Annotated in this window: 14 protein-coding genes and 1 pseudogene; 7 read left to right on the plus strand and 8 right to left on the minus strand. The window is 67.5% G+C overall.

Annotated features, from left to right (window positions below; genetic code table 11):
* The first annotated feature begins 699 nt into the window (after positions 1–699).
* Together HKD39_RS17870 and HKD39_RS17880 are read left to right on the plus strand one after the other, a co-directional pair.
* Positions 700–1,497, plus strand: a complete 798-nt coding sequence (locus HKD39_RS17870; protein WP_171201234.1) for a helix-turn-helix transcriptional regulator — start codon at positions 700–702, stop codon at positions 1,495–1,497.
* A 79-nt stretch (positions 1,498–1,576) separates the two neighbouring features.
* Positions 1,577–2,743 (plus strand): annotated as a pseudogene (locus tag HKD39_RS17880) (NAD(P)/FAD-dependent oxidoreductase).
* 317 nt (positions 2,744–3,060) lie between these two features.
* Here the strand turns inward: HKD39_RS17880 and HKD39_RS19040 are convergent.
* From HKD39_RS19040 to HKD39_RS17910, 7 genes are all read right to left on the minus strand, one after another.
* On the minus strand, positions 3,061–3,402 hold the full coding sequence (locus HKD39_RS19040; protein WP_212754731.1) for an RICIN domain-containing protein: 342 nt from the start codon (positions 3,400–3,402) through the stop codon (positions 3,061–3,063).
* A 3-nt stretch (positions 3,403–3,405) separates the two neighbouring features.
* Entirely contained in the window at positions 3,406–4,986 is a 1,581-nt protein-coding gene (locus tag HKD39_RS17885; protein ID WP_343074769.1) for an arabinofuranosidase catalytic domain-containing protein, read from the minus strand.
* 161 nt (positions 4,987–5,147) lie between these two features.
* Positions 5,148–6,224 carry a LacI family DNA-binding transcriptional regulator gene (locus tag HKD39_RS17890; protein ID WP_171201237.1) on the minus strand — a complete coding sequence of 359 codons (1,077 nt, stop codon included), beginning with the start codon at positions 6,222–6,224 and terminating at the stop codon, positions 5,148–5,150.
* Between the two features lie 89 nt (positions 6,225–6,313).
* Entirely contained in the window at positions 6,314–7,645 is a 1,332-nt protein-coding gene (locus HKD39_RS17895) for a family 1 glycosylhydrolase (protein WP_171201238.1), read from the minus strand.
* On the minus strand, positions 7,642–8,511 hold the full coding sequence (locus tag HKD39_RS17900; RefSeq protein WP_171201239.1) for a carbohydrate ABC transporter permease: 870 nt from the start codon (positions 8,509–8,511) through the stop codon (positions 7,642–7,644). Before HKD39_RS17900 ends, HKD39_RS17895 begins: the two co-directional genes overlap by 4 nt.
* Positions 8,501–9,406 carry a carbohydrate ABC transporter permease gene (locus tag HKD39_RS17905; RefSeq protein WP_171201240.1) on the minus strand — a complete coding sequence of 302 codons (906 nt, stop codon included), beginning with the start codon at positions 9,404–9,406 and terminating at the stop codon, positions 8,501–8,503. Before HKD39_RS17905 ends, HKD39_RS17900 begins: the two co-directional genes overlap by 11 nt.
* The gene (locus HKD39_RS17910; protein ID WP_212754733.1) at positions 9,403–10,806 is read right to left on the minus strand and encodes an ABC transporter substrate-binding protein; all 1,404 of its coding nucleotides are present in this window, start codon (positions 10,804–10,806) and stop codon (positions 9,403–9,405) included. The genes HKD39_RS17905 and HKD39_RS17910 overlap by 4 nt, the downstream gene beginning before the upstream one ends.
* An 81-nt stretch (positions 10,807–10,887) precedes the next feature.
* On the opposite strand from HKD39_RS17910, the gene HKD39_RS17915 reads away from it, so the two are divergent.
* The 5 genes from HKD39_RS17915 to HKD39_RS17935 all read left to right on the plus strand — a co-directional run bounded on the left by HKD39_RS17915 (position 10,888) and on the right by HKD39_RS17935 (position 17,204).
* Complete coding sequence (locus HKD39_RS17915) at positions 10,888–11,217, plus strand: metal-sensitive transcriptional regulator (protein WP_171201241.1); 330 nt, start codon at positions 10,888–10,890, stop codon at positions 11,215–11,217.
* 62 nt (positions 11,218–11,279) lie between these two features.
* A complete protein-coding gene (locus HKD39_RS17920; protein ID WP_171201242.1) occupies positions 11,280–11,492 on the plus strand; it encodes a heavy-metal-associated domain-containing protein in 213 nt (70 codons plus the stop codon).
* Between the two features lie 83 nt (positions 11,493–11,575).
* A complete protein-coding gene (locus tag HKD39_RS17925) occupies positions 11,576–12,580 on the plus strand; it encodes a hypothetical protein (protein WP_171201243.1) in 1,005 nt (334 codons plus the stop codon).
* Positions 12,581–12,660: 80 nt separating this feature from the next.
* A complete protein-coding gene (locus HKD39_RS17930) occupies positions 12,661–15,021 on the plus strand; it encodes a heavy metal translocating P-type ATPase (RefSeq protein ID WP_171201244.1) in 2,361 nt (786 codons plus the stop codon).
* Complete coding sequence (locus HKD39_RS17935) at positions 15,018–17,204, plus strand: heavy metal translocating P-type ATPase (protein ID WP_171201245.1); 2,187 nt, start codon at positions 15,018–15,020, stop codon at positions 17,202–17,204. Before HKD39_RS17930 ends, HKD39_RS17935 begins: the two co-directional genes overlap by 4 nt.
* Positions 17,205–17,207: 3 nt before the next feature.
* Here the strand turns inward: HKD39_RS17935 and HKD39_RS17940 are convergent, their stop codons facing one another.
* Entirely contained in the window at positions 17,208–18,383 is a 1,176-nt protein-coding gene (locus HKD39_RS17940) for a TDT family transporter (RefSeq protein ID WP_171201246.1), read from the minus strand.
* Positions 18,384–18,409 lie beyond the last annotated feature (26 nt).

Raw genomic sequence — 18,409 nt, forward strand, 5'->3', positions numbered from 1 at the left:
CCGTGACGGCAGCCCCGCTACCCTGAACCATGCTCGTGGCCTCGCTGCTGGACGTTGTGAGAGACCAACAGCATGCGCGGCCACGAGCCCTACCTCAGGCTGCCGCCCCGCTCAACGTCCAAGAGCCCGTTTATGCGGTGGAGTGACTCGAAGTCGGCCCCATCCGGTGAGCGGCAGCGAGCCCGAAGGGATCCCCTCAGCTCCACGTAAAGTTGAACCGATCACTTGAGTCGGCGGTCGAGTCCCCTCCCCAAGCGGGAGGTACCCCCATCGCCTGAGCGAAAACGCGCTCGCGGTCTTCAGGATCTTGTTCGCGCGCTCCAGCTCGGCGACCCACCGCTTCGAAGAGCGGACCTCGCCCGAATCGGTCTGCCGCGATCCCGGGCCGGACGTCCGCCGCCCGCTCACCGGCCTCGACCCAGTTGCGGATCGCCGCCTCGTTGATGTCCAACACAGCGCCTACCTGACGCCGTGCATCACGCTTGGACTCGCCGTGCTGCTCCAGCCGGTCCAGATACCTCCGAACCGCCCGATCACGAGTTGAACCGCGCCGGCGGGTCCGGAGACCTACTAGTTTGACGGCTCCAGCCACTGCGTCAGCAGTTCGACCGAGTCTTCGGCACCACGCCCGCCCGCCGACGCAGCGTGTTCACCGGAGAGGATGAAGACTGACAGTGATGGCAGTGGGAAGGGGTGCGAGTGGCTGAGTTCTGGCGCAGTCGGGCTCTGCCCCATCTCGAGGCCCGGCGATCCTGCCAGGAGAATCCGTGTTATCGCCCGCATGCCCATGATGCGTTCTCGGTCGGACTGATCGACGAGGGGCGGTCGGTGCTCTCCGGGTGCCTGGATGGCCCGGTCCGGCTGCAACCGGGTGATGTCGTCGTTATCCCGGCAGGTCAGGTTCATGCCTGCAACCCCGAGCACGGCGCTTGGCGCTACCAGATGGTCCACATGGACCAGGGCTGGGCGTTGGCGCTGACGGGTCAAGAACCGTGCAGCGCCCTGTTCGTAGGAATCAGCGTGCTTCGCCGGCACGACCTGCGCTCCCGGATCGTCGAGATGACCGACGCGATCTTCGCCGACGAGACACGCCCCCGGATCGAGGCGACCATCGCTGCCATGCTGCACGAACTTGAGGCAGTGCCGCCCGCGCGTCTCGTCGTGACCGATCTGACCGATGCTGCATCTCAACTGCTCACGCGGCTATTCCCGGTGATGGAGCGACTTCGTCTCGACGAGTCCAATCCGGCCCTGAGCGAGCTGGCCGGCCTCGCGGGCATGTCCACGTTCCAGCTCGTCCGCGCGATGCGGCGGGCCACCGGCCTGTCCCCGCTGGCGTGGCGGCAGAACGCCCGGATCGTGCAGGCCCGTCACCTGCTTCGAGACGGGCATCCGATCGCCGAGACCGCGCAGGTGCTGGGCTTCGCTGACCAGAGTCACTTTCACCGAGTGTTCCGCACCCACGTCGGGGCCACCCCTGGCGTTTATCGCGGCTGAGCCGCAAGAACGTACAAGACACCCGTCGCACTCGTTCCGATACTTGACGTGTTCGGGGTTGCGAAGCGGAGGTCTGCGGATGCAGAAGATCGTGGTGATCGGCGCCGGGGTGGCCGGCGTCTCTCTAGCCGACGCGCTCACCCGGCAAGCGGGTGTCGACGTCACGGTTCTCGATCGTGACGCCCGCGAGCCGCGGGGATCAACCCCCTAGGCCCCAGGCTTCGTCGGCCTGTACAACGATGCGCCCGTCCTCACCGCACTCGCGCTGGAGTCCGCCGCGATCTACGACCAGGTAGGCGTGGGGTTCCTCCGCTCCGGGGGACTGGAACTCGCCACGTCGGAATCCGCCGCGGGCGAGCTGCACCGTCGCGTCGAGGCCGCTCGGGCCGCCGGCCTGCCCGCCGAACTGCTGCCGACCGGACGGATCCCGCAGAGCGTCGCCTCCTTCGTGGACACGCACCAGATCGTCGCGGTCGCCCGGTACGCCGCGGACGGGTCGGCCGACATGTCACCGCTCATGACAGCTCTGCGGGATCGGATAACCGCCGGCGGTGCGCGGCTCATCTCCTCTCAGGAGGTCACCGCGGTGGAGCAGCACGGGGCCAGTGTGGCCGTGCGCACGGCATCCGGAGACCGGTTCGCGGCGGATGCTTTAGTCCTGGCCGGCGGCGTCTGGGGCCCGAGGCTCGCCCGCCTGACCGGGGTGGAACTGCCGCTCTTCCCGGTCGCCCATCCCTACGCTTATGGCGCACCCACCCGCTTCGGACTGCCCGGCCCGTTCGTGCGATGGCCGGAACACCACGTCTACTCGCGAATACACGGCGACCGCCTCGGAATCGGCAGCTACGACCACCGACCCGTCAGCGTCGAACAGGACGAACTCCGCGACGGCGCCCGCCTGGCGTGGGCCGACGATTTCGCTCCCGTGATCGAGGCCGCGCAACGTCTGCTGCGTCCCGAAGCGAGGTTCACCCCGGTGTACCGCATCAACGGTGTCTTCGCGATGTCCCCCGACAACCTCCCGTTCCTCGGACGACACCCCGACCTGCCGAACGTCTGGATAGCGCAGGCGCTCTGGATCACCCACGCGGCCGGGGCGACCCAGCGGCTCGCCACCGCCCTGCTCAACGACACCGCCCTGCCCGACGCCCTGAGCATCGACCGGTTCGATGGCATCGACCATGCGACGCTCCGAACCCGGGCGCTCCGGAGGTATCGAGAGATCTACGCCAACGACGCCACCTGACCGCAAGAAGTCGGCTCACGCGACCGTGCAAGTCTGATCGGATAGCTCCCACCGAGTGCCAGTCCAACGCGGTCATGCGCCGTGGCAGACCGCGCCAAGGAGCGGTGAGCGAAGAGGCCGCCGGCGGGCGCGACCGCGGCCCGTGACCGTGACCGTCCAGGCTTGGCTGAAGGCCCCGACCCCCAATAGCCCCGCGAGGGGCCACCTCGACGGGCCGCGCGCGAAGACCGCCACCGCAACACTGACTACAAGGGGAAACCGCCGCCAGCGTCAGCTTGCGCCAGTGGCGCTCGACGGTTTCGGCGGGATTTCCCTGCTCAGTTCAGCCGAAAGGTCTGGGCGGGAGCGCCGTTGCAGTCCCAGATCCGGAGCGGGGTGCCGTTGGCGGTGGCACCGTTGGGCGAGTCGAGGCAGTAGCCGGACGCCGGGTTCAATAGCGACCCGTTCGCCTGCGGAACCCAGCGCTGGCCGCCCACGCCATTGCAGTCGTGCAGCTGCACCCCCGCACCCATGGCGGTCGAGTTGTCGATGACGTCGAGGCACCGGCCGATCGTTCGCACGCTCTGATCGGCGGGCCGGTACGTCCATTGTTGGTCAAGCGCCTCGGCCCGTCCGCCGGAGGCACCGGTGATCAGGTTCTGACAGGACCAGAGCTGCACGCGCTAGTTGTTGACGTTCAGATCGTCGCCGGCGACGTCAACGCACTTCGCCGGCCCACCCGTCACCGGATACAGGATCGGCGTGGTGACGCTGAACTTCTGAGCGGCCGCGCCGTTGCACGTCCAGATTCGCAGCGGTGTCCCGTTCGCGGTATTGCCATCAGTCGCGTCCAGGCACAGGCCGGAGGCCGGGTTCTTGATGGAGCCATCGGACTGGGGGATCCATTGCTGGCCGGCGACTCCGTTGCAGTCGTACAGTTCGACCCGCGTGCCAGCGGTGGTGACATTTCCCGCTACGTCCAAGCAGCGACCAAGAGTGTTCAGGGTGCCGCTGCTGTACGCGCTGCCGATCCAGCGTTGGTCGGCGGCGAAGGCCTGGCAGTCCCACAGCTGCACGGAAGCGAGGTTCCCGCCGGTGTCGTCGCCGGCGACGTCGACGCACTTGCCCCCAGGCCCGACGATCGTCCGGCCGGGCCCGCCGCCCGTACTTTTGCCGTCGTAGTTCTGCGCAACGATGTTCGCTTGCACGGCGTTCTCGGTGGCGTCGCTCGCATAGCCTGTCGTCATAACACCTTCGAAAAAGGACTGGGTGCCGCGGTTGGAATTGTCTCCGCCCGCCCCGAGCCCGACGGAGCCTTCCAGGTGCATCGGCTTCCAGGTGTTGCCCCACCGGTCGGTGCCGTCGGGAAGAGATCCGTTGTACCAGGTGGAGAGGCTCCCCGCCTGCGAGTTTCCGCCCTTGAGCGCAAAGGTGTCGACGCCGTTGTTCTTGAGGACGGCAGTGACGAACTTCGATGCATTTCCTTTGTTGGGGGTCCAGACGAAAGTCTTGCCCTGAAATACACCTTCCTCAAGGTCGGCTTGTACCCAGGGTCCATGCCCGGTAGCGCCGACGGCGCCGAGAGTCGAAAGGTTGAGCGTATTCATGTGGCCGGCGCCGGTGTCGACCGTGTCCGTTTCCACGTTGCCGAAGTCGGAGCAGCAGGCGCTGTTCACGTTGGTCCCACTGGCCACCTCGTACAGCGACTCGGGGTTCGAGCCGCGGGCGGTGCCGGTGGTCACCCTGCTAGATCTCCGGTAGGCCACGCCCGGCGGCAGATACAGGCCGTACGCCTTCGAACCGTTGATGGTGATCGGCAGCGCTGCCGCGTTCGCCGGGGCGTTCGCGGCGCCCTGCTCGCCGGCCGGCGCCGGGGTGAGATCGTTGTGATTCGGCGACTGGTCGTACACGATCGGGATGACGCAAGAGGTCCCGGCGCAGAAGGCGTCCTGCTGGGCGGCGTTGGCGTAGCCGCCGACGGAGAGCAAACCGATGTCCCGAGTGGCGCCGTCGGAGGCACGTCTCACCTGGTAGAGCGGACCGTTGTAGGCGGCGTAGAGCGCTCGGGCGGGGCTGTACGCGGCCACGCATGGTGTTCCGCCTGCCCCGTAGATGTCGCACGGGCCGTTCGCCGCCGCAGCGGCTGCGGGTGCGGCGTCCGCGGCCACCGCCATCGACGGTCCGGACAGCAGGGAAGCAACGAGCGGGACGAGTCCGAGCGCCGCGGCAACTCGCCGGCAGCGGGGTCGGGAGCCAACAGTCATGTGCTTCCTGCCTTTCCGGCGTCATTGCCTCCTGGTGGAGTCGCGATCGTGGGGGCATCGCGACGGCGCGGGGACCACCGCAGGTGCTTCATCGTTAAAGCAACCTGGTGGAACTATAGAGGGCCTTCCCGGATTCGGATAGAGGTCTGCTGTATCGGGAATCAGATCTCGAGCACCGACGCCGCGTCATCGGTGTCGTCCAATGGCTGGCAGCCACAGGATTGCCGGAGCACAAGCTCCACCTCCAGCACGTGGCGGTGCCAGCCGTCCTTGCCGTCCATGATCTCGAAGAGTCGGGTGGTGGCCACTTGCGCGAGTTCTTTGGCCGGCACCCGAATGGTGGTCAGGCTCGGGGTCGTGACGCGTGCCAGTCCGAAGTCGTCGCAGCCTGCGATCGACAGGTCGGCGGGAACCTCGAGTCCGATCGACCGGAGCGCAGTGAGAGCGCCGAACGCCATGTCGTCGTTTGCCGCAACAAGACCATCGATCTCGCGGATCTGCTCGCCGAGGTCGGCGATCGCCCTTCGGCCGGATTCCTCGCTCAAGTCCCCTTCGACGATCCGTGCGTCACCCTCAAGATGGTGTGCCCGCACCGCGTCCAGGAACCCGTCCCGGCGGTCGACGCCGGTTTGGTGGTCCAGCGTGCCGGAGATGTGCAGCAGGCTGGTTCTGTTGTGTGCGGTGATCAGGTGTTCTGTCATTGCTCGGGACGCGGCGCGATCGTCGACGCCGACCGTGACCGCTGACGGCAGGTACGGGAAGCTTCCGATCATCACCACCGGGAGTCCGCTGGCGATCAGCGGCTCGATCATCGGGTCATCGATCGCCGCGCTGGTGAGGATCGCTCCGTCCGCACTGCGCGACCGCATGACGCGTTCGTAAGCCGCCAAGCCGTGTTCGGTGTCGCGATTGGTTGACACCAGCAGCTGCACGTCGCGCTCATTCGCGACCAACGACGTGCCTTCCAGCACATGCATGAAGTAGCTGTGCCCGAACACGTGCGTCGCCGTGGTGGGCACAATCAGCGCAATGGCCCCGGCACGCTGGTTTCGCAGCGCTCGTGCCGCGGAACTCGGGACATAGCCCAGGTCGTGTGCCGTTGCCTTGATTGTTTGACGGGTGTTTGCGCTGATGCGTGGGTTGTCGGCGAGCGCCATCGAGACGGCAGTGGGGGTGACGCCAACCCGGTCGGCGATGTCGCGGAGGGTAACGCGCCGCAATCGTCCGCGACCTGCCATGCCCGATCTCCTTCGGTCGCAGCGGTACCGCGACCCATACGGTAGCCGACGGTCGAGACCGCCGACCGTTCCCGATGCCGGGCAGCGAGCTATCCGTCCCCCTCCATCGTGATCGTTTCGATCTCGCGGGGAAAAACGCCGGCCGCGTCGGTGACAGTCCGACGCAACGCGCCGTCGGCTTCCTCACTGAGGCCGATCAGGCCCATCCTGCGCAGGAACGGCGTGAGTCCATTGCCCTTCTCGGCGAACGTCTCTGCGGTGGCCGCAGCAGCCGTCGCCGGGTCGAGAACGAACTCCTCGACGTTGCGGCCGCCGGACGCGAACGACCAGTCGACGAAGTCCAGCAGTGGCCACCAGGTCAGGCCGCGTACGTCGAGTCCGCCGGCCTGAAGGTCGCGGACGGTCGTGACGGCAGCCTGCAGCCATTCCCTGCGGGTCCGGTCGCTGCCCTCGATGCTCGTTTCGGTGATCAGCAGCGGCAGCCCATAACGCTTGTGCCAGTCGGCCAGGACGTCTCGAAGGCCGTCGCTCCAGTGGTTCGCGGTGACCTGCCGAACGACTCCGTCGCGGCGTTCAAGCACTCGGGGCGTGAGGTCGGGGTAGTAGTTGACGCCGAGCAGATCGACAGCGGCCGCCGCGTGCTCCAGCTCTGCCAGCTGACGGGTGGAAACGTCGTGCTTCAGCAACCAGTTTCGGAGCGGGTGATGGCCGCCGACCCTGCCCAGGATCAGCTCGGTGGGAAGCGCCGCGAGTGAGCGCAGCAGCTCGACCTCGCTCCGGAGTCCGTTGTCGGTCGTGTCGTAGATGGCTGAGGCCTCGACGTGGACGATGGTGGCGTCCGGATTGGCACGACGGATGGATGCGATGGACCGCTGCACGCCGCGAGCGATCCCGATCACCACTGTGCTCCAACCGGTCCACCCCGTCAGCTCGGGTGGCCAGACCCCGCGGAGCCCGCAGAACGAGGCCGTGGTGAGCGGTTCGTTGAGCGGCGTGATGTGGTCGACGATCCCGCGGTACCGCTGGGCGAAGGCAGCCGAGAAGTCGGCGAGCGCATCGGGAAATCCTGAGTCGGCGAACGATCCGCGCAACCACGTCGGGGTTCCGTAATGCACCAGGTCTGCGATCACGGTGAGCCCGAGATCGCCGACGGCATAGTCGATCCGCTCATCCAGCTGCGACCAGTCGAAGCGACCGGGCGCCACGTGCACCAGGGGCCAACCGGCGCCGTAGCGAAGGCCGGTCGCCCCGAGAGCGGCCGCGGCTGCCAAGTCGGCGCGCCAATGGGTGTCGTGCTCGGTGAGGGCGAACTCGTTGAGTTCGCCCATCGTCGAACCAGGCGGAGGGTAGACGCAGGTGTCTTCGATGCCGACCAGCCAGCGCAGCCGATCGCGCGGGAACCCGGGAAGGTGTCCGGTCACTTGAGTCCCGTCGTTGCAACGCCGGCGACGAAGTAGCGCTGGGCAAGAAAGAACGCGATCGCGATCGGCAGAATGGAGATGACAGCGCCAGCCATCAGAACCGCATGGTCTGTCACGTGCTGGCCACCGAACAGGGCGAGGCCGGCCGGCAGGGTCCGCATCTCCGGGCTGCTGGTCATGACGAGCGGCCAGAGCAGGTCGTTCCACAGCGCCGTGAAGTTGAGGATCGCCACGGTCGCGATCGCCGGCTTGGCCAACGGCAGGATGATCTGCCAGTAGATCCGAAAATGTCCTGCGCCGTCGATTCTCGCCGCCTCGTCCAGTTCGCGCGGAACCGAGATGAAGAACTGCCGGAAGAGGAAGATCCCGAAGGCGCTGGTGGCCCGGGGAATGATCAAACCCTGATAGGTGTTCAGCCAGCCGAACTGGAACAGCTCGACGAACACCGGGATGAGTGTCACCTGGAACGGCACCATGAGGGTGACGAGCACAAGCCAGAATGCGATCGTTCGCCCGCGAAACTCGATGCGCGCCAGCGCATATGCGCACATGGAGTCGAACAGCAACGTCAGCAGGGTGGTGACCCCCGCGAACACCATCGTGTTGAACAACAGTCGCAGGAACGGCAGCTGCTGCCACACACCCAGGTAGCCGGCCAAGGTCCACTCGGTCGGCAACAGGCTCATGGGGCTGCCGAACAGGCTGCGCTCGGTGCGGAACGACGTCGACAGCATCCAGATGAACGGAACGAGAGCGAAGACCAGTCCGATGCCGACGAAGACCCAGCGCGCGGCTGCACCGGCAGGGGACCAGCTGGCGCGCCGAGACCGAGTGCGCGGCGTTCGGACGTAGGAGTCAGTCGACATCGTTGTACCTGAAGAATCTGAGCTGCAGCGCCGAGATGATCACGATCACCACGAATAACGACCACGAGATGGCCGCGGCGTAGCCCGTACGGAAGTTGACGAAGCCCTCACGGAACAGCATCGTCACCAGGGTGTCGGTCGCAAAGAGCGGCCCGCTTCCGGTCATCACGTAGACCAGGTCAAATATCTGAAACGACTGTATGGTCATGATGAGCGTGCCGAACAGCATCGTCGGTCGCAGCGCCGGCAGGGTGATGTAACGAAACAGCTTCCACGGGCCGGCGCCGTCGAGCCGAGCCGCCTCATAGCGATCCTCGGGGATTCCCTTGAGTCCCGCGATCAAAATGATCATGACGAAGCCGGCGTTCCGCCAGATATTCACAAAAATGATGGTTGGCAGGGCCAATTGCGGCGACTGGAGCAATCCAATGTTCCCGAGTCCCAGCGAACGGGTGATGGCACCGACCAGCCCGAGATCAGGGTCGAGCAGGAATCGCCAGACCAAGCCGATCGAGGTCAGGGCGACCACGGTGGGAAAGAAGAACGCCGAACGGATGATGCGGTTGCCGACGCCGTCGTTGGCGAGTGCGAGGGCGAGCGCAAGGCCCAGCAGGATGATGCCCGCGACGGAGAACACGGTGATGACCACTGAGTGGATGAATGCGCCCCAGAACCGCGAGTCGTTGAGCAGCTCAACATAGTTGGCCAGGCCGACCCATGGCTGCTCCTTGGCGCCGATGGTCCAGTCGTGCAGGCTGTACCAGAGCGAGGCAAGAATCGGCCAGAGGACGAATATCCCCAAGATGATAAAGCTGGGGGCGAGGAACAGTAGCGCGGGTGTCAAGCGGCGTCGCGGCCGCAGCGTGACCCGCCGGACCGAGGACAGCACGGTCATGTGCCGGAGCAGCCGGTGAGTTCGTCAATCTTCGCGCTCGCGGAGTCGGTTGCGTCGTTGAGAGCCGTTCCGCGCGTGAGGCTCCCGATCATGGTCACGTAGGCCTCGCTGTCCACCTGAGTGGCGTTCGGCACCTTCGGCAGATACAGGCGGGCGCCAGGGACCTGTGCACTGAACACGGAGACCACCGGGTCGGCCCGCAGCTCGGGATCGTCGGCGAGGTCGGTCCGCAACGACGGGAAGCCTGTCGTCAACGAAAACTTCTTCTGCGCGGTTTTGCTCGTCCAGTACGCAAGGAACTCTTGCGCTTGTTCCGGATATTTTGTCTTCGCCGAGATCGCCAGCGGCACGGTCGACCCAAGGGTGACTGATTTACCGTTCGTATCCAGCGGCACCTTGATGATGCCGAGATCAATTCCCGCCTTCTTGTAGCCGGCCGCCGCCCATGGTCCGTTGATTTCCATGGCGGCCTTCCCGGCCGAGAACAACGCGTCGGCCTCGGCTCCGGTGAGGCCGACGGGGGAGACCTTGTCGTCGGCGACCAGACCCACCCAGGGCTGCAAACTGCTGCGCCCGGCCGCGGTGTTGAGCACACTGCAATTCTTTCCGTCGACGATGTCACCGCCCTCGAGCCACTGAAGCACCGGCCACATCGGGATGGTGTTGTTGTCGGCGAGAACGAGGCCGTAGGTGCCGTCTTTGGTGAGTGCCTTGGCCGCGCTCTTGAGCTCGGCGACCGTGGTGGGTGGCTTGACACCGGCGGCGGCGAAAAGCGCCTTGTTGTAGTACAGACTCAGCGTTGCGTAGTTGGCCGGTACGGCGTAGAGCTTGCCGTCATAGGTGAACTCGTCGACGAGGTTGGAAGCGAACTTGTCGACGTTGACCTTCGAATCGCCGTCACCGGTCAGCGTGATCGGAAGCACCGACTGCGTTTTCACGTACTGGGCGATGACGTTGGGGTCGGACGAGGGGGCCGCGATGTCCGGGCCCTGGCCGGTCATCCACGCGGATGGCAGCTTTTGCGCGATGGTGTCCCAAGGCTCGGCCGACATGGTGACCTTGATGTTCTGGTGGGACGCGTTGAAGTCCTTGACGATCTGCTCGTAGCCGGGGGCGTCGCCTCCGGTGAAACCTGTCGAGACGCTCAGCTCGACCACTCCTGCGGTGGTCCCACCCCCGGCGGAGCCGTCCCCGCCCGAGCAGCCGGTGACGATCAGGCCCAACCCTGCCGCGACGGCGGCGAGCGGTTTGCTGCGGAGCATGGCGGCTCTCCCTTGAGCGACGGATGTGGTGCAGCGACGATGCTTCATCGTTAAAGCAGATGCTAGAGGACGACGGCAGGCCAAGGCAATGGGATCGACCAGCGGGGTCTCGCGGCCGAGGGGCATTGCGCCGCGCACTGGACAAGAAACCCTAGGGGGGTATAGTTTCGGTCCAGAACGACGGATACCCCCGAGGGGTAGTGAGGATCGGAGCGGGAGATGACCCAGAACGAACCGTCGGTGGAGTCCGCGGAGCACCCCCACCCGGAGCGCGGCTACATCCACCGCAAGGACGATTACCTCAAGCGGCTGCGGCGCATCGAGGGCCAGGCCAGGGGGCTGCAGCGGATGGTCGAGGAAGAGCAGTACTGCATCGACATACTCACCCAGGTCTCGGCGATGACGAAGGCGCTGCAATCGGTCTCGCTCGGCCTGCTCGAGGAGCACCTCGGCCACTGCGTGGTGCGGGCCGCGCAGACCGGGGGACCGGAAGCCGACGAGAAGGTCAAGGAAGCCACCGACGCCATCGCGCGCCTGGTCCGGTCGTAACCCAGCCGCGCACCCACTCTGATTCACCCACGCACCACAACCGTAGGAAGGAACGAAACTCCATGTCCACCAGCCAGTTCACCGTCACCGGAATGACCTGCAGCCACTGCGTCGCCTCCGTCACCGAAGAGGTCACCGCCGTCCCCGGCGTCACCGGGGTCGACGTCGATCTCGCCACCGGCGGGCTCACCGTCACCAGCGACGCGCCCGTCGACGACGCCAGCATCAAGGCGGCCGTCGAGGAGGCCGGCTACCAGCTCGCACCCGCGAGCTGACCGGCTAACGCACAGCAGCACCAACCCCGAGGGCCGCGACGGCACCGACTCATCACCACCAGCCAGCGAGAAGGAGACCCGACATGTCTGCCGCTACCAAGCTTTCCGGCTTCGCGGCGATCCTGCTGGTGGTTGTCGCCGCGGCCTTCGGGGTCGGCAAGGCGGTCGGCCCGGTGAACGCGTCGGCCAACCCTGCGACCGGCACCATGGCGCACTCCGGCGGCGACAGCGGTTCGCCGGACAGCACCCAAGCGCCGACCGCGCCGGCCGTCGGCGGCCTGACCAGCTCCGACCAGGGCTACTCACTGCTGCTGGCCGCGCCAACCGCGCCCAGCGGCAACCCCACTGCGCTGCGCTTCCACATCGCCGGACCCAACGGCCGGCCGGTCACCGAGTTCGACCAGACGCACGACAAGCAACTGCATCTTGTCGCGGTGCGTACCGACACCTCAGGGTTTCAGCACGTGCACCCGACGATGGATCCGGCAGGCACCTGGACCACCGAGCTCAACCTGACCCCCGGCGCCTGGCGGTTGTTCACCGATTTCCAACCGACCGGGTTCGGCACCAGCGTGACGCTCGGGGTGAACCTGTCGGTGCCGGGTGACTATCGGCCGAGCCCGCTGCCAGCGCCCAACCGCACCGCCATCGTGGACGGTTACACCGTCACGTTGAACGGCGATCTGGTCGCCGGCCGGATGAGCGATCTCACCCTGAACATCTCGCGCGGCGGCATGCCGGTGATCGACCTGCAGCCCTATCTGGGCGCCTTCGGCCACCTGGTGGCCTTGCGCGCCAACGACTTGGCCTATCTGCACGTGCATCCACAGGGCGAACCCGGCGACGGCGTCACCCCAGCGGGACCGGACATCACCTTCGGCGCCACCGCCCCCTCGGCCGGCAGCTACCGGCTCTACCTCGACTTCCAACACAACGGCGTGGTCCGCACCGCCGAGTTCACGATCGCCGTCGCCGACGGCCCGCCCGCCCCCAAGAACGCCGAGAACGCCGAGAACGCCGAGAACACCGCGGTACCAGACGATTCCGGGCCGGCGGCGACCACCGCCGACCACGGCGGCGGCCACTGATCAGCCATCAGCGAGCACGAACGCCGCGAACAACCAGGCCACTCACCACCATCAGCACCGCAGCTCCAGGAAGGACGACCATGAGCGCGCTCAACGATGTGACACCGACCCGGCCGGACAGCCAGGTCGAGCTCGTCATCGGTGGGATGACGTGCGCGTCCTGCGCGAACCGGATCGAACGGAAGCTGAACAAGCTGGACGGTGTCACCGCAACGGTCAACTACGCCACCGAGAAGGCCAAGGTCAGCTACCAGCCGGCGGTCGGCACCGACGCCCTGATCGACGCCGTGGAACAGGCCGGCTACACCGCGCGGCTGCCCAAGCCGCCGGCCGCGGCCGAGGCATCAGGCGACGACGCGCACCCCGCCGATGACCCGGTTCGCGACCTGCGCAACCGCGTGATTGTCTCTGCGGTGCTGAGCATTCCGGTGATCGCCATGGCGATGATCCCGGCGTTGCAGTTCACCTACTGGCAGTGGCTCTCACTGGCGCTGGCGGCGCCGGTGATCATTTGGGGCGGCTGGCCGTTCCACAAGGCGGCGTGGACCAACCTGCGGCACGGTGCCGCCACCATGGACACTCTGGTGTCGATGGGCACCACCGCAGCACTGCTGTGGTCGCTGTACGCGTTGTTCTTCGGCACCGCGGGTGAGCCGGGTATGGTGCACCCCTTCGAGCTCACCATTGCCCGCGGCGACGGCACCGGCAACATCTACCTCGAGGTCGGCGCCGGGGTCATCACCTTCATCCTGCTCGGCAGATATTTCGAGGCCCGATCCAAGCGACGCGCGGGCGCGGCGCTCCGGGCACTGCTTGAGCTTGGCGCCAAAGAGGTTTCGGTGCTGCGTGACGGCCACGAGCAGCTGATCGGCATCGACCAGCTGGCGGTCGGTGACCGGTTCGTGGTGCGGCCGGGGGAGAAGATCGCCACCGATGGGCGCATCGTCGAGGGCTCGTCTGCGGTGGACGCGTCGATGGTGACCGGTGAATCGGTTCCGGTGGAGGTCGCGCCCGGCGACACCGTCATCGGGGCGACGGTCAACGCCGGCGGCCGGCTGGTGGTCGAGGCCACCAGGGTCGGTGCCGACACCCAGCTCGCGCAGATGGCCCAGCTGGTCGAGGACGCGCAGAACGGCAAGGCACAGGCGCAGCGGCTGGCCGACCGGATCTCCGGCATCTTCGTGCCGATCGTGATCGCGTTGGCGTTCGCCGCCTTCGGCTTCTGGATCGGCGCCGGGGGTTCCGCGGCCGCCGCGTTCACCGCAGCGGTCGCCGTGCTGATTGTCGCCTGCCCCTGCGCGCTGGGTCTGGCCACGCCCACCGCGCTGCTGGTCGGCACCGGACGCGGCGCCCAGCTCGGCATCCTGATCAAGGGCCCTGAGGTGCTCGAGACCACCCGCAAGGTGGACACCGTGGTGCTGGACAAGACCGGTACCGTCACCACCGGGCAGATGACGCTGGTCGACGTGATCGCCGCCGGCGGCGAAAACCCCGACACCGTACTGCATTTGGCCGGTGCGTTGGAGCACGCCTCCGAACATCCAATCGCCAAGGCCATCGCCAGCGCCGCAACGGAGCGCACCGGTCCGTTGCCGGCCGTCCGCGACTTCACCAACATCGAGGGACTCGGCGTGCAGGGCACGGTGCCGGCGGGAGCCGACAGCGACGCCACTGGCGGTGCCGGCGAGCACATCGTGCTGGTGGGCCGGCCGCGACTGCTCGCCGAGTGGTCACAGCAACTGCCGCCCGAGTTGGAGGCCGCCCTCACCAGCGCGTCAGAGCAGGGACAGACCGCGGTCGCGGTCGGCTGGGACGGCAAGGCCCGTGGGGTGCTGGTGGTCGCCGACGCGATCAAACCGACGTCGGCACAGGCGATTCGACAGCTGCGTGAGCTCGGCCTGACGCCGGTACTGCTCACCGGAGACAACGCCACCGTGGCAGCCGCCGTTGCCGAATCTGTCGGCATCGACCCCGGTCCGGAGACGGTGATCGCCGAGGTACTGCCGGCGGACAAGGTGAACGTCGTCACCCGGCTGCAGGCTCAGGGCAGGGTGGTGGCCATGGTCGGTGACGGGGTGAACGACGCCGCCGCGCTGGCCCAGGCCGACCTGGGCCTGGCGATGGGGACCGGCACCGATGTCGCCATCGAAGCGTCCGACCTCACCCTGGTGCGCGGCGATCTGCGCGCCGCAGCGGACGCCATCCGGTTGTCCCGCCGCACCTTGGCCACCATCAAGGGAAACCTGTTCTGGGCCTTCGCGTACAACGTTGCCGCGCTGCCACTGGCGGTGGCCGGGCTGCTGAACCCGATGCTGGCCGGCGCCGCCATGGCCTTCTCGTCGGTGTTCGTGGTCTCGAACAGCCTGCGGCTGCGCAACTTCAAACCGCTGGCGGATAACCGCGACGCCGGCACCATCACCACAACTGGACCGACATCATGACAACCCCGCAGCACCCCGGCACCGGCCGTCATCAGGCTCCGGGCCAGCAGACCGAGCACCACCACCCCGCTGACCACCCGACGGCGACGGTGACCCAGCCGCCGTCGGCGGTCGATCCACACGCCGGGCACGACATGTCCGGCGCAGGACAGGGTGGCCATGGCAATCACGGGGGCCATGCCGGCCACGGCGATCATGTAGCCCAATTCCGGCGATTGTTCTGGATCATGCTGGTGCTGGCCATCCCGGTGGTGGTCTTCAACGACATGTTCGCCCACCTGATCGGCTACCACCTGCCGTCCGGCGAGTGGGTGCGCTGGGTATCGCCGGTGCTCGGCACGGTGATGTACGTGTGGGGCGGCAAGCCGTTCCTCACCGGCGCCGTCTCCGAGATCCGTTCTCGCAAGCCGGGAATGATGCTGCTGATCGCGCTGGCGATCACCGTCGCGTTCCTGGCGTCATGGGGCGCCACCCTGAGGCTGCTGGACGGCGAGCTGAACTTCTGGTGGGAACTGGCGCTGCTGATCGTCATCATGCTGCTGGGTCACTGGATCGAGATGCGGTCGCTGGCCCAGACCACCTCGGCGCTGGACTCGCTGGCCGCGCTGCTGCCGGATGAGGCCGAGCGGGTCGAGGGCGACCAGCTGGTCACCGTCTCGCCGGCGCAGCTGCGGGTTGGCGACGTGGTGCTGGTGCGGCCGGGCGGGTCCGTCCCGGCGGACGGTGAGATCGTCGACGGCACAGCGCATCTGGACGAATCGATGGTCACCGGCGAGTCCCGCGCGGTACGCCGCGGCGTCGGCGATCCGGTGGTGGCCGGCACCGTTGCCACCGACTCGGCGGTGCGGGTCAGGGTCACCGCCACCGGCGATCAGACCACCCTGGCCGGCATCCAGAAGCTGGTCGCCGAGGCCCAGGCATCGTCGTCGCGTGCGCAGCGGATCGCCGACACCGCAGCGGCTCTGCTGTTCTGGTTCGCGCTCGGCGCCGCGGTGATCACCGCCATTGTCTGGTCGGCGACCGGGCAGCCGGACGAAGCGGTGGTCAGGGCCATCACCGTGCTGGTGATCGCCTGCCCGCACGCCCTTGGTCTCGCGATCCCACTGGTGGTAGCGATCGCCACCGAGCGGGCCGCCAAGGGTGGGGTGCTGATCAAGGACCGGCTGGCGCTGGAGTCGATGCGCACCGTCGACACGGTGCTGTTCGACAAGACCGGGACCCTCACCAAGGGCGAGCCGACGGTGACCGCCGTGCACCCTGTCGCCGGGCGGGACGCCGACCAGGTGCTTGCGCTGGCCGCCGCCGCGGAGGCCGACAGCGAGCATCCGCTGGCCAGGGCCATCACCGGCGCCGCCAAGCAGCGCGGCCTCACTGTTCCTGCGGCAACGGGCTTTTCGTCGTCGCCTGCTATCGGGGTCAAGGCGACCGTCGACGGCAACGTCATCGAGGTCGGCGGCCCCAACCTGCTCAGCGAGCGCGGCGCCGGCGAGCTGTCGGCGACGCACGAGTGGCGCAACCAGGGCGCGATCATCCTGCACGTGCTGGCGGACGGACAGGTGATCGGTGCGCTGCGGTTGGCCGACGAGATCCGCCAGGAGTCGCGCGAGGCGGTGGCTGCCCTGCACGCCGCGGGGGTGCAGGTGGTGATGATCACCGGCGACGCCAAGGCCGTCGCCGACAGCGTCGCCGGAGAACTCGGCATCACCAGGGTGTTCGCCGGCGTCCGGCCGGAGGACAAGGCCGCGAAGGTCGCCGAGCTGCAGGCCGAGGGACGCCGGGTCGCCATGGTGGGCGACGGCGTCAACGATGCACCCGCGCTGGCCACCGCCGATGTCGGCATTGCCATCGGCGCCGGCACCGACGTCGCCATCGGGTCGGCCGGCGTGATCCTCGCCTCCGACGACCCCCGTTCGGTGCTGTCGGTGATCCAGCTGTCCCGTGCCGCCTACCGCAAGATGAAGCAAAACCTCTGGTGGGCAGCCGGTTACAACCTGATCGCCGTTCCGCTGGCCGCCGGTGTGCTGGCGCCAATCGGCTTCGTGATGCCGATGAGCATCGGCGCGATCTTGATGTCGGTGTCCACCGTTGTGGTGGCGCTGAACGCCCAGCTGCTGCGCCGCCTCGACCTCAGCCCGGCAGCCAGCGCCGCCTACTTTCTCGACAAGGCCGGCAAACCGCGTTGACCATCAGGCGGCGGCGGGCGGGCGCAGCAAGGTTCCGCGGTACACCCCGAGGACCGTCCGGATGCCGACCAACAGCCAGGCGCCCACCAGGGCGGTATACAGAACCGCTGCCGCCCAACGGAATGCCGGCAGTCCGGTGTGCAGCGCAAGGCCGCTGGCCGCGGTGACGCAGGTGCCGACGGGGAAGGTGAACGACCACCAGGTCAGCGAGAACGGCAGCCCGGCCCGCGCGGTGCCCACCGTGACGGCCGTCGCGACGGCCGCCCAGAGCATCGCGAATCCCCACACCGGAAGCGAATACACCAACGCGAAGGCCCGGAAGGCGTCGGCGTAGGGCGCTGCCATGGCGTGCGGTGCCGCATCGGCCAGCACGTTGGCCGCCGTCATCGACTGACCGAGCGGGCCGAGCACGATCCACAGCGTCGGGACCATCGCGGCGGCACCGACCTTGTGCACCGCGAGCAGGTTCCAGATGAGCGTGATGACGATCAGCGAGGCGATCAGTGACAGCCCGAACATGGCATAACAGGCCGCCAGCAACAACTCTCGTCCAGCACCTGGTGCAACATAGGGAATCAACATGCCGCCGGTGGTGGCCGACACCATCGGTGGGACCACCGGCATCAACCAGCCGCCGAACGCGCTCTCCGGCGTGACGTCGCGGTGCCGGGTGAACTGCAGGAAGGGCACCAGCACGGCAGACGCCAAGCCGAGCACGGTCCCCAGTGTCCAGAGCGTCCAGTCGACGACGAGGGCCGCGCTCAACCCGATCACGTCCTTGCCGAGCACCAGCGTCCCGGCCCCGACCGTGAGCAACGCCATCGGCGGGGCCCCGTAGAAGTGCGCCATGACCGCGTGCTGATGATGCCGCCGTGCGGTGTCCCGGTGCCGCACCCAGTGTGCCGCCGTCGCGGCCGTCACCGCCGTGAGCCAGAGCGCGGCGAGCGCCCACGCCAGCGTGGCGAACGGCCGCAACCCCGGAATCGACACCGGCAACGACGCGGCGGCCGTCGCCACGATCCCGGTACCCATCACCGAGGCGAAACAGTTGGGCGTGATGTTGGACAACAACTGGCCAGGATGGTCGAGGTCGGCCAGCCACCGCTGTTGCCGCCGCCGGATGCCGGCTGAGGCGGCGCTGGCTGGGGCATCGCGGGTATCGATGACGTGGGTGCTCATGGGACTCACGCTGCCGCCGTCCGGCA

It is taken from the genome of Nakamurella aerolata, assembly GCF_013002705.1.
In the GTDB taxonomy this organism is placed as follows: Bacteria; Actinomycetota; Actinomycetes; order Mycobacteriales; family Nakamurellaceae; genus Nakamurella; species Nakamurella aerolata.